Consider the following 11,321-nt stretch of genomic DNA (forward strand, 5'->3'; position numbering starts at 1 on the left):
CCGCCATCGCGAGCAGGCTCGCTCCCACATATCACCTAACCCTTGCCCTTGGTCCGGGTCATGTTCGGCCCGCCATTCTTTTCCAGATGCTCGATGATCATCCCCGCCACGTTCTTGCTCGTGGTGGTTTCGATCCCTTCCAGACCTGGTGAGGAGTTGACCTCCATTACCAGTGGCCCGTGATTGGAGCGCAGGATGTCTACGCCCGCCACGGCAAGGCCCATGACTTTAGCGGCGCGCAGGGCCGTCATGCGCTCTTGCGGCGTGATCTTGATCAGGCTGGCGCTGCCGCCGCGATGCAGGTTGGAGCGAAATTCCCCGGGCTTGGCCTGGCGCTTCATCGAAGCGATCACCTTGTCGCCGACCACGAAGCAGCGAATGTCCGCGCCGCCGGCTTCCTTGATGTATTCCTGGACCATGATGTTCTGCTTCAGTCCCATGAACGCTTCGATCACCGACTCGGCGGCCGTCGCGGTTTCACATAGCACTACGCCGATACCCTGGGTGCCTTCCAGCACCTTGATGACCAGTGGCGCGCCGTTGACCATGGCGATCAGATCGGGAATGTCGTCGGGAGAGTGGGCAAAACCGGTCACCGGCAAGCCGATCCCACGGCGCGACAACAATTGCAGCGAGCGCAACTTGTCCCGGGAGCGGGCGATGGCCACGGACTCGTTGAGGGGAAACACGCCCATCATTTCGAACTGGCGCAACACGGCACAACCATAGAACGTTACCGATGCACCGATGCGCGGGATCACCGCATCGAACCCTTCCAGCGGTTTTCCACGGTAGTGGATTTGCGGCTTGTGGCTGGCAATGTTCATGTAGGCGCGCAGGGTATCGATCACCACCATTTCATGGCCACGTTCGGTCCCGGCTTCAACCAGGCGACGAGTGGAATACAGACGCGGATTACGCGACAGCACAGCGATCTTCATGCAACACCTGTGGCAGAGGTAGTGGACACCGGGAACACCGGCTTGTCTTGAACGTATTTGATGCCCGGATTGACCACCAACTGGCCGTCGATCAAGGCTTTGGAACCCAATAACAGGCGATATCGCATGGACTTGCGGCAGGCAAGCGTGAACTCGACTCGCCAGATCCGATCCCCCAGTGCCAGCGTCGTGCTGATCACGTAGCGAACCTGAGCGTGGCCGTTGGAGCTTTTTATCGTTTTGCGCGCCACCAATGGAGCTTCGCAGCGACGATGGCGCAACTGCACCACCGTTCCCAGATGCGCGGTGAAGCGCACCCATTTTTCACCGTCACGCTCGAACGGCTCGATGTCGGTGGCGTGCAGGCTGGAGGTGCTGGCGCCGGTGTCGATTTTTGCCCGCAGGCCCGCGACACCCAGGTCTGGGAGCGCCACCCACTCGCGCAGACCGACAACGGTCAGATGGTCAAAAGTCTTCAATAAAAAAACCTGCGATCAGTACATCGGATCGTGGAGCCCGCGAATTGCGGTATTCACGCAGAATAATCACAAAATGGCGACAGTTATCTACACACCTGTTTGCGCTCGTGACCGACAGCGGCGCGCATCGAGCCGCCAGTCGGTTCGGCCGACATTCTATCCGTCGGACCGAATTCGTGCGCCCGACAAAAACGGTAGTACAGTTCTGACTATTGGCTGAAAGAGGAATTGCAGTGGCACAAAAAAAGGAAGAAGACGACAAGGTCCGTCTCGATAAATGGTTGTGGGCAGCGCGACTCTATAAAACCCGTGCCCTGGCCAAGACCGCCATCGAAAGCGGCAAGGTCCATCACCGGGGTGAACGCTGCAAACCGGGCAAGGAGCCTCGCATCGGCGACGAATATGTCATTCGCGCCGGGTTCGACGAAAAAACCGTGGTGGTCCAAGCCCTGTCGATCGTGCGCCGCGGCGCGCCTGAAGCCCAGACGCTGTATCGCGAAACCGAAGCCAGCATTGCCAAGCGTGAAGCCGCAGCCGCCCAACGCAAGGCCGGCGCCCTGGGGGTCAGCACCGATGGCAAGCCCAGCAAGAAGCAGCGGCGGGACCTGTTCAGGTTTCATGGTAGCAACAGCGAATAAAAGATCGGCCATTGGGGCCCGGAGTGCCTGTGGCTCAGATGAGCAGTCAGCCCATCGTCAGACAAAGCCTTGCGTTGCTTGGAACCCACCCGGAATGTCCATAAAATGCCCGCCATCCTTTGTCATCACCTCAGATACCAGACCCTATGACTGATTTGCCGGATACCGACTACACCCAACGCTTCATCTTCGATGACAGCGACACTCGTGGCGAGCTGGTGGCGTTGGAGCGTAGCTACGCCGAAGTGCTTGCCAAGCATCCCTATCCGGAACCGGTCGCCCAACTGCTCGGTGAACTGATGGCGGCTGCGGCGCTACTGGTCGGCACCTTGAAGTTCGATGGCTTGCTGATTCTCCAGGCCCGTTCCGAAGGCCCGGTGCCGTTGTTGATGATCGAATGCTCCAGCGAACGCGAGATCCGTGGCCTGGCCCGTTATCACGCTGAGCAGATCGCCCCCGACGCGAGCCTGGTCGACATGATGCCCGATGGCGTGCTGGCCCTGACGGTCGACCCAACCCACGGCAAGCGCTACCAAGGCATTGTCGATCTCGATGGCACGTCCCTGGCTGAATGCTTCACCAACTACTTCGTCATGTCGCAACAGACCAACACTCGCTTCTGGCTATACGCCGACGGGCGGCGCGCCCGCGGTCTGCTGCTGCAGCAATTGCCCGCCGACCGCCTTCGCGACCCGGAAGAACGTGACGCCAGTTGGCAGCACATCACCGCTCTGGCCAGCACCCTGAGCGCCGATGAGCTGCTGAGCCTGGACAACGAAACCGTGCTGCATCGCCTCTACCACGAAGAGCAGGTGCGCCTGTTCGACGGTCAGCCGTTGCGCTTCCAATGCAGCTGCTCTCGTGAACGTTCCGGCAATGCGCTGGTCAGTCTGGGTCTGGAAGATGCGCAGCAATTGGTGATCGAACATGGTGGCGCCATCGAGATCGATTGCCAGTTTTGCAACGAGCGCTACCTGTTCGACGCTGCGGACATCGCCCAATTGTTCGCCGGTGCGGGTGTCGACACACCGTCAGATACTCGTCACTAAAACGGTTCAGCGCAGGTAAATCTCCTGGCAAACGCCGGATTTACGCCGTACTGACGGGAGGGCCCTACTTTTTTTGGGCTTTTCTGGCATAATCCGGCCCACTTTTTTCGGGTAGTAGTGCGCGACTTCCTACTACAAAACGTTTGGAGCACTCGGCCACAGGCCGACGGGGAATCTCATGACGCAAGCCAATAACGCCGTGTACACCGATCTGAGTGTCGATGATCTGGTCAAAGAAGCCCTGAGTCGCGGTGAAGGCGAGCTTGCCGATACTGGCGCGCTGGTTGTTCGCACCGGTCATCGTACCGGTCGTTCACCGGTTGACCGTTTCATCGTTGAAGAGCCGACCACCCAGGACGCCATCGCCTGGGGCCCGATCAACCGCAAGTTCCCGGCCGACAAGTTCGACGCCCTGTGGGACCGCGTAGCAGCCTATCTGGGCGAGCGTGAGCGTTTTGTCTCCCATGTTCATGTAGGTTCCGATCCTGCGCACTACCTGCCGGTCAAGATGACCACCGAGACTGCCTGGCATAACCTGTTCGGCCGCTGCCTGTTCATCAACCCCGAGCAGTACAACGCCGGTGGCAAGGATGAATGGCAGATCCTCAACGCGCCGAACTTCGTCTGCGAGCCTGAGCGCGACGGCACCAATTCCGACGGCACCGTGATCATCAACTTCGCGGCCAGGAAAGTGCTTATCGCTGGCATGCGTTACGCCGGGGAAATGAAGAAAGCACTGTTCTCCGTCCAGAACTTCCTGCTGCCAGCGGTTGACGTATTGCCGATGCACTGCGCCGCCAACATGGGCGAAGAGGGCGATGTGACCCTGTTCTTCGGCCTGTCGGGCACGGGTAAAACGACTCTGTCCGCCGATGAAAGCCGTTACCTGATCGGTGATGACGAGCACGGCTGGGGCGTTGGCGTGGTCTTCAACATTGAAGGCGGTTGCTATGCCAAGTGCATCGACCTGTCCGAGAAGAACGAGCCGGTTATCTGGAAAGCCATCCAGCACGGCGCCGTACTGGAAAACGTCGTCCTGGATCCGGTCACCAAGAAAGCCGATTACGCCGACGACAGCCTGACCCAGAACAGCCGCGCCGCGTACCCGCGTGAACTGATCGAAAAACGCGCACCGAAAAACCTCGGTGGCGAGCCAAACGCAGTGATCTTCCTGACTTGCGACCTGACCGGCGTACTGCCGCCGGTGTCGATCCTCAGTGAAGAACAAGCGGCCTACCACTTCCTGTCCGGCTACACCGCACTGGTGGGCTCGACTGAAATGGGTTCGGGCAGCGGCATCAAGTCGACGTTCTCCACCTGCTTCGGCGCTCCATTCTTCCCACGTCCTGCCGGTGAATACGCTGAGCTGCTGATCAAGCGTATCCGTGGCTTTGGCTCCAAGGTCTATCTGGTCAACACCGGCTGGACCGGCGGTGGCTACGGCGTCGGCAAGCGCTTCAACATCCCGACCACCCGTGCGGTGATCGCGGCCATCCAGAGCGGCGCGCTGATCGGTGCTGAAACCGAGCACCTGGACATCATCAACCTGGACGTGCCGCTGGCTGTTCCGGGCGTTGAGACTGGTCTGTTGAACCCACGCAACACCTGGACCGACAAGGCTGCGTACGACGAAGCGGCCAAAGCTTTGGCTGGCTTGTTCATCGAGAACTTCAAGAAGTTTGAAGTGAGCGACGCGATCAAGGCGGCTGGACCGCAGTTGTAAGGATTGGTTAGCGAATGAAAAAACCGCCCTCTTCAGGGCGGTTTTTTTATGGGAGGCTATTTGTACGTGTAAGGTTTGGAACTGCCATTATTCCATCTGAAATCGAGCTAAACAGCCAGAATAATGCCACTTAAGGCATCCAGACCGACTAGTCCTGTTCCACTTCCTGCGTATCCCACCGTTGTGCCTTGATGGCCTTGTAGAGCATGCCAATGGTCAACGGCATCTTGTTCCCACGGCCCTTGGCCCTGCGTTTTTGAAACACATCGAATCCTTCCGGCTGAAAGTAGCGGTAAGCGTCGTAGTCGATGAGGTCGATGGTGAACCGCTCCTCCAAGGCTTCCATCAGATGCCGAGCGTCCGCGCCGTCACAGCCCAGGTCGAGATTGATGGCGGTGTCCAGACGGATTGTCTTGCGCTCCGGCAGACCGATTTCTTCATGGAGCAGTTCCATGAGCTGGCGCATGGCGTGGTCGTCGGGAAAGTCTGGAGCGAGGCGCATGGGAAAATGTCCGGGGCTGAGGGGCGTCTGTAAAGGTGGGAAGTTTAGGGCGAAATTTTTCCCAATTGGAAAAAGAAGAAATACTCCACGACAGTCTCGGAACTGTCCTGAACCCAAAAATAAAGTGCAGGAATAATGCTCGCGCCTGAAGCTTCGACAGTCGCGAGCGGTAGCGGCTTTGGGTTCAGTTAGCCAACGACCCAGGGATGCGTCGCGAGGCCGCCTCCAGGTCCATCAGCCCTCTGCCGTAGGCTTCGCTATTGGCGTAGATGCCGGTGCGGTTGGCTGTGGCCAGCAGATGTTCGCGCACTTGCTGTGCGTTGAGCTGCGGGTAGAGGCTTTGCAGCGCCGCCAGGGCGCCGCTGACCAACGCAGCGGCCGGGGATGTGCCTGCGGTTTGGACGTAACGGCCATCCTTGCTTACGGTTAACAGGCCCGCCTGTGGGCCCGCGTCGCCGCCGGGTACGGCGATGCACCAGGCGGCTGCAACGCCGCAATAGTTGGATTTGCCATTGATTGCGCTGCCATCGTTTTTCAGTGCAACCACCGCGATCCATCCTTTTTCCAATTCAGGCAAGGCCACCGGCAACCCCGGTTCGGCCAGGGGCTCACGCTTGAGTTCGTTACCTGTCGGGAAGACAAACACAGCGCCGTCTTCCACCAGTTTTCGGGCAACGGCCAGGGAGTCGGGCATCACCTGGTTGTAACGCGCTTCAGTGATTTCGGTGGCGGGAATGGCGTTGGCCCAGGAGTTATTAAACAGGCGGGCGCCCTTGTCGAAACCGCTTTGCCAGGATTGTGCGATTTCGCTGTCGAAGAAAAACGGTTCGTTGTCGTCGCCGAAACGGAAGGGGATCAACCGGGCGTCAAACGCCATGCCATGCATCCCCTGACCGTCCTTGTTCGCGGCGAGGATGCCGGCCATTTGCGTGCCGTGACCGACACGGTCAACGGTGCCGGGACGGTTTTCGACATGGTCGAATCCGGGGTCACTCAGCCTGCCCTCGAACTCCGTCAGGTTGCTGTTCAGTCCAGAATCGATGAGCGCCACGATCACGTTCTGGCCGGTGCCGCCTCGGGCATAAAGCGCTGAGGCCTTGACGATCTCCAGACCTTGCTGGGCACGGTATTCCGGTGTTTCAAAGGCGGCGGCTTCCGTGTGGGGTTGTTCAGGAAGGGTCAAGCAGCCGGCCAGCAGTGAGGCCGATGTTAGCGCCAGGGTGCGTAGTGCGGAAAAAGGATGTGGCATGGTTCATTCCTTGAACGAAGTTTTGAGCGCCAGGCTTCCTGGCCTGCAGCGCATGTGGATGGCGCACCTTACCTTGCAAGCGAAACGGGAACGAGACATCAAAGTGCCTGGATTTGTATCACTTCATGGCAAAGCATAAGGGCGCTGAGGCTGTATCATCCGGTATCGTTTTCTCCCAAACCTTTTCTCGACTCCCTGCGCTGTCCGGCTAGGCTTTTGGCATCGCAGCAGTCAAGGAGTGACCGCTTATGCACAGCACCCTGGAACAGGTTTTCGGTTATCCGCAGTTTCGCCCCGGTCAGGAGGCTGCCGTCAGCGCCGTGCTTGCCGGACGGTCGGCAGCAGCCATTTTCCCCACCGGCTCGGGCAAGTCCCTGTGTTATCAACTGCCGGCGCTGTTATTGCCGCACTTGACGCTGGTGGTCTCGCCGCTGTTGGCGCTGATGCAAGACCAACTGGCGTTCTTGCATCGCCATGGCATCGCGGCGGCGAGTATTGATTCAGTCCAGCATCGTGACGAAGCCAGCGAGGTCATGGCACGGGCCCGCTCCGGCGAATTGAAAATCCTGATGATTTCAGTGGAGCGGCTCAAGAACGAGCGCTTCCGCAATTTCCTGCAGCAGGTGCCAATCTCGTTGCTGGTGGTGGACGAAGCCCACTGTATTTCCGAATGGGGGCATAACTTTCGTCCCGACTACCTCAAGCTCCCCGATTATCAGCGTCAGTTCGACATTCCCCAGGTGTTGCTGTTGACGGCCACCGCAACGCCCAAAGTCATCGCGGACATGCAGGCGAAGTTCTCCATCGCCCCCGACGATGTGGTCACCACCGGCTTCTATCGATCCAACCTCAACCTGCTGGTGGAGCCCGTGCGCGGTGCGGATAAGCGGCGGCGACTGGTGCAATGGCTGGGCGAGCGAGCCGGGCAACCGAGCATCGTCTATGTCACCTTGCAGCGAACCGCCGAGCAGATTGCCGAGCATCTGAGCCAGCATGGGATCGGGGCCGAGGCTTACCACGCCGGTTTACCTCATGAACAACGCGAAGCCATCCAGCGACGGTTCATGGGCGGGCAGTCCAATTGCATCGTCGCGACCATTGCCTTCGGCATGGGTATCGACAAGAGCGATATCCGCAACGTGGCGCATTTCGACCTGCCTAAATCCATCGAGAACTACAGCCAGGAAATCGGCCGGGCGGGGCGTGACGGGTTACCGTCCGATTGTCTGGTACTGGCCAACCGCGACAGCCTCAACGTGCTGGAAAACTTTGTTTATGGTGATACGCCGGAGCTGGCGGGTATTCGGTGCGTGCTTGATGAGTTGAAGGCCGCCGCTGCCGATGGGCAGTGGGAGTTCTTGCTGGGGCCGCTGGCGGACAAGAGCAACATCCGGCAACTGCCGCTCAAGACGCTGCTGGTGCAACTGGAGCTGCGTCGGCTGATCGCGCCGCGTTATGCCTATTTCGCGGAGTATCGCTTCAAGTTTCTGATCGAGCCGCAGGCATTGCTCGAGCACTTCGAAGGTGAGCGTCAGGCGTTCGTCTCGGCCATCATCCAGACCTCCAGCCGTGCCCGTACCTGGGCCACGGTGGATTTCGACGGGATGCACCAGCAGTATCACGCCGAGCGTAACCGCGTGGTCAAGGCGCTGGATTACTTTCAGGAAAAGGGCTGGATCGAGCTGGAAAGCAAGCAGATGAACGAGGTGTATAACGTGCTTGAGGCAGGGTTCGACGTCCAGGCGCTGAGCGCCGAGTTGCACGACTATTTCACCCGGCACGAGCGTGGGGAAATCGCGCGGATCAACGCCATGCTCGAGCTGTTCGCCACTGATCGTTGCCTCGGTTATCGGTTGGCGCAGTATTTCGGCGATGAAGATGCTCCGCAGCGTTGCGGTCATTGTTCGGTCTGCCATGGACATGTTGCCCATCTGCCGGAGCCGCCGGCATTACCGGCACTGGTGGACAGAGACTTCAACGCGCTGTGTAGCGCCTTTATCAACAGGCACGAGCAGCATACTGGCAGTGCACCCTCTGCGGAGCGGGTGACCCGGTTCCTCTGCGGCATCAGCGTGCCGTTGTTCACCAAACTGAAGGCGCGGACGATTCCAGGATATGCGCAGTTGGAAGATTACCCATACGCCGAAGTTCGCCACTGGGTTCAAGCGGCTTTGTAATCCGCATCCATCCGATGAATGCCCGCCATCACACGAATAAATTTCAAAAATATTCTGTGGCTGACTAAGGTGAGAGCTGTCTTTGGATCGCCAACAAGAGAGCAAACATGAGCCAGACACCCTTCGATATTCAGCGCGCCGCCGTAGTCGGTGCAGGCACTATGGGGCGGGGCATCGTGATGTGCCTGGCCAACGCCGGCGTGACGGTGCAGTGGGTCGACAACAACCCGCAGATGCTGGAACAGGCGTTGGCTGCCGTGGCCGATACTTATGCCCACAACGTGCGCCAGGGCCGTATCGACCAGGGTGAAGCCGATGCCCGAATCGCCAGGGTGACGCGGGCAGATGACTACCCGGCGATCCGCAATGTGGATCTGGTCATCGAGGCGGTTTACGAGAACCTTGAGCTCAAGCAACAGATCTTCCGCGAGCTGGACGGCTTGCTCAAGCCGCAAGCCATTCTGGCGAGCAACACCTCGGCGCTGGACATCGATGCGATTGCCGCCGTCACCCGCCGGCCCACCCAGGTGCTGGGTCTGCACTTCTTCAGCCCGGCGCACATCATGAAGTTGCTGGAAATCGTTCGGGGGGCGCAAACCTCCAAAGCGGTGCTGGATGCAGCCCTGGCCTTGGGCAAACGCATGGGCAAGGTCAGCGTGGTCTCGGGCAACTGCCACGGGTTCATCGGCAACCGGATGCTTCACCCCTATGTGCTGGAGGCGCGCAAGATGCTGCTGGAAGGGGCGTTTCCCCATCAAGTGGATGCCGCATTGCAAGGTTTCGGCTTTGCCATGGGGCCGTTTCGCATGTACGACGTCGTTGGCATCGACCTTGAGTGGCGCGCTCGGGAACTGGCGGGAGAAGGACAGGATGCACCCGAGGTGCAGGTGGACAACCGTTTGTGCGAGCTGGGTCGGTTCGGCCAGAAAAGCGGCGACGGGTATTATCACTACGAAGCCGGCAGTCGGCAGGCCGAGCATGATGTAGAGGTCGATGCGCTGGTGCAGCGGGTCAGTGAAACGTTGGGTTTTCAGCGTCGCGAGATCGGCCCCGAGGAAGTGCTCGAGCGTTGCTTGCTGGCGCTGGTCAATGAGGGCGCAAAAATTCTGCAGGAAGGTATTGCCGAGTCGGCTCACGACATCGACCTGGTGTATCTCAACGGCTACGGCTTTCCCGCAGACAAGGGCGGCCCGATGGCCTGGGCCGACCATCAGGGACTTGAAGACATCCATGCACGGTTGCTGGAACTCGAAACGAAGCAGGGGGACCACTGGAAGCCCGCGCGTCTGATCGGGGGGCTGGCGGCACAGGGCAAGGGATTCGCACAACACCAGGCCTCAAAATCCTGAACAACGCATGAACCATTGAGCAACCGTAAAGGACACCTGATGCCCCAACGTAGCGAATACCCGCACCTGCAACCGATCACCACACGCTGGCACGACAACGATGTGTACGGTCACGTCAACAACGTGACTTATTACAGTTTTTTCGACACGGCGGTGAACACTTATCTGATCGAGGTCGGTGGCCTCGATATCCTCGACGGAGAGGTGGTGGGGTTCGTGGTGAGTTCGGCTTGCGACTACTTTGCCTCGATCGCCTTTCCCGACCGGATTGAAATCGGTCTGCGGGTGGGGAAGCTGGGCAGCAGTTCAGTGCAGTACGAGTTGGCGGTGTTCAAGGCGGGGGAGGATGAGGCCTGCGCGGCGGGGCGCTTTGTGCATGTTTTTGTGGAGCGGTCTTCGAATCGGCCAGTGGCGATTCCGGATCGTTTGCGCGCCGCTTTGGAACGGCTGGTGATTTAAACGAAAATCGCAGTCTCCTGTCAGGCTCTTGAGAAGCGCTGACGAAGACTGCGATTTTCTATCGACGGCTGGTCAGAGCCAGTGATCAATCGTCGTGATAGCGATGTTTGTGCTTGTGCTTGCGATGCCCGTAGGCATGGCCACGACCCGGATGGCCGTCACGGTAGTAGCGGCGATCACCACGGCGACCGTCATAACGACGATCGTCGTCATCGTCCTTGCCCATATAGTTGCCCAGTGCACCGCCAGCGCCGCCGCCTGCTGCAGCACCGATCAGGCTGCCGGTGGTGCCGCCTACGCTACGGCCGACCACGTTACCGCCGGCTGCGCCCAGCGCACCGCCAATCGCTGCTTCGCCGCGGCTGCGTTTGTCCGCACCGACCGCACTGCCACCCGCGCCACCCAAGGCTGCGCCGATGGTGGACCCGGTGTTGCCGCCCAAGGACTGGCCGACCACAGAACCCAGAACCCCGCCCAATGCGCCGCCCACGCCTGCTTCGGTGGTGCCACCGGCAGAGGCTACGCCACTGACCAGGCCAAGGGACAACAAGAGAATCGAGGAGAACTTCATAGAGGAGCCTCAAAGGGATGACGGCGCGATCCTGAGGCTGGCTTCGCTTGGTTACAATCGAAATCCGACGAGTAACACGACTTGTGCACAATTCGATAAGTTATTGTTTTATGGGCGGAACTTAACAGAATTTCGCCGGTCTTTAGCTACTTCGGACAGGCCGTTTTCTATGGAAAACGGCCTT

General features: G+C 59.4%; 11 protein-coding genes. 6 read left to right on the forward strand and 5 right to left on the reverse strand.

All coding sequences use genetic code 11. From position 1 onward, the window contains the following. Positions 1-35: 35 nt before the first annotated feature. Both rimK and rimB read right to left on the reverse strand, forming a co-directional pair. Positions 36-941: a 30S ribosomal protein S6--L-glutamate ligase gene (rimK, locus tag HU811_RS19185; RefSeq protein WP_092402059.1), complete on the reverse strand. Its 906-nt coding sequence runs from the start codon at positions 939-941 to the stop codon at positions 36-38. Then, complete coding sequence (gene rimB, locus HU811_RS19190) at positions 938-1,420, reverse strand: retropepsin-like aspartic endopeptidase RimB (RefSeq protein ID WP_025211286.1); 483 nt, start codon at positions 1,418-1,420, stop codon at positions 938-940. The genes rimK and rimB overlap by 4 nt, the downstream gene beginning before the upstream one ends. Before the next feature lie 233 nt (positions 1,421-1,653). On the opposite strand from rimB, the gene HU811_RS19195 reads away from it, so the two are divergent. The 3 genes from HU811_RS19195 to HU811_RS19205 all read left to right on the forward strand — a co-directional run bounded on the left by HU811_RS19195 (position 1,654) and on the right by HU811_RS19205 (position 4,830). Further along, positions 1,654-2,058: an RNA-binding S4 domain-containing protein gene (locus tag HU811_RS19195; RefSeq protein ID WP_186657508.1), complete on the forward strand. Its 405-nt coding sequence runs from the start codon at positions 1,654-1,656 to the stop codon at positions 2,056-2,058. Between the two features lie 146 nt (positions 2,059-2,204). Continuing rightward, positions 2,205-3,107, forward strand: coding sequence for an Hsp33 family molecular chaperone HslO (gene hslO, locus HU811_RS19200; protein WP_186657509.1), 903 nt, complete (start codon positions 2,205-2,207; stop codon positions 3,105-3,107). Between the two features lie 178 nt (positions 3,108-3,285). Continuing rightward, on the forward strand, positions 3,286-4,830 hold the full coding sequence (locus HU811_RS19205; protein WP_047226846.1) for a phosphoenolpyruvate carboxykinase: 1,545 nt from the start codon (positions 3,286-3,288) through the stop codon (positions 4,828-4,830). A gap of 148 nt (positions 4,831-4,978) precedes the next feature. On the opposite strand, the gene HU811_RS19210 is transcribed toward HU811_RS19205, so the two are convergent. Both HU811_RS19210 and HU811_RS19215 read right to left on the reverse strand, forming a co-directional pair. Then, positions 4,979-5,332, reverse strand: coding sequence for a DUF1493 family protein (locus HU811_RS19210; protein ID WP_186657512.1), 354 nt, complete (start codon positions 5,330-5,332; stop codon positions 4,979-4,981). Positions 5,333-5,516: 184 nt separating this feature from the next. Continuing rightward, complete coding sequence (locus HU811_RS19215) at positions 5,517-6,581, reverse strand: S8 family peptidase (protein WP_186657515.1); 1,065 nt, start codon at positions 6,579-6,581, stop codon at positions 5,517-5,519. Positions 6,582-6,829: 248 nt separating this feature from the next. On the opposite strand from HU811_RS19215, the gene HU811_RS19220 reads away from it, so the two are divergent. The 3 genes from HU811_RS19220 (at position 6,830) to HU811_RS19230 (ending at position 10,566) form a co-directional block, all read left to right on the forward strand. After that, complete coding sequence (locus HU811_RS19220; protein WP_186657518.1) at positions 6,830-8,758, forward strand: RecQ family ATP-dependent DNA helicase; 1,929 nt, start codon at positions 6,830-6,832, stop codon at positions 8,756-8,758. 107 nt (positions 8,759-8,865) lie between these two features. Further along, positions 8,866-10,107, forward strand: a complete 1,242-nt coding sequence (locus tag HU811_RS19225; RefSeq protein ID WP_186657521.1) for a 3-hydroxyacyl-CoA dehydrogenase — start codon at positions 8,866-8,868, stop codon at positions 10,105-10,107. Between the two features lie 39 nt (positions 10,108-10,146). Continuing rightward, positions 10,147-10,566, forward strand: a complete 420-nt coding sequence (locus tag HU811_RS19230; RefSeq protein WP_092402080.1) for an acyl-CoA thioesterase — start codon at positions 10,147-10,149, stop codon at positions 10,564-10,566. A gap of 85 nt (positions 10,567-10,651) precedes the next feature. Here HU811_RS19230 and HU811_RS19235 read toward each other — a convergent pair whose 3' ends face one another. Then, positions 10,652-11,137 carry a glycine zipper domain-containing protein gene (locus tag HU811_RS19235; protein ID WP_092402083.1) on the reverse strand — a complete coding sequence of 162 codons (486 nt, stop codon included), beginning with the start codon at positions 11,135-11,137 and terminating at the stop codon, positions 10,652-10,654. Between the last annotated feature and the right edge of the window lie 184 nt (positions 11,138-11,321).

It is taken from the genome of Pseudomonas tehranensis, assembly GCF_014268615.1.
Taxonomy (GTDB): domain Bacteria; phylum Pseudomonadota; class Gammaproteobacteria; order Pseudomonadales; family Pseudomonadaceae; genus Aquipseudomonas; species Aquipseudomonas tehranensis.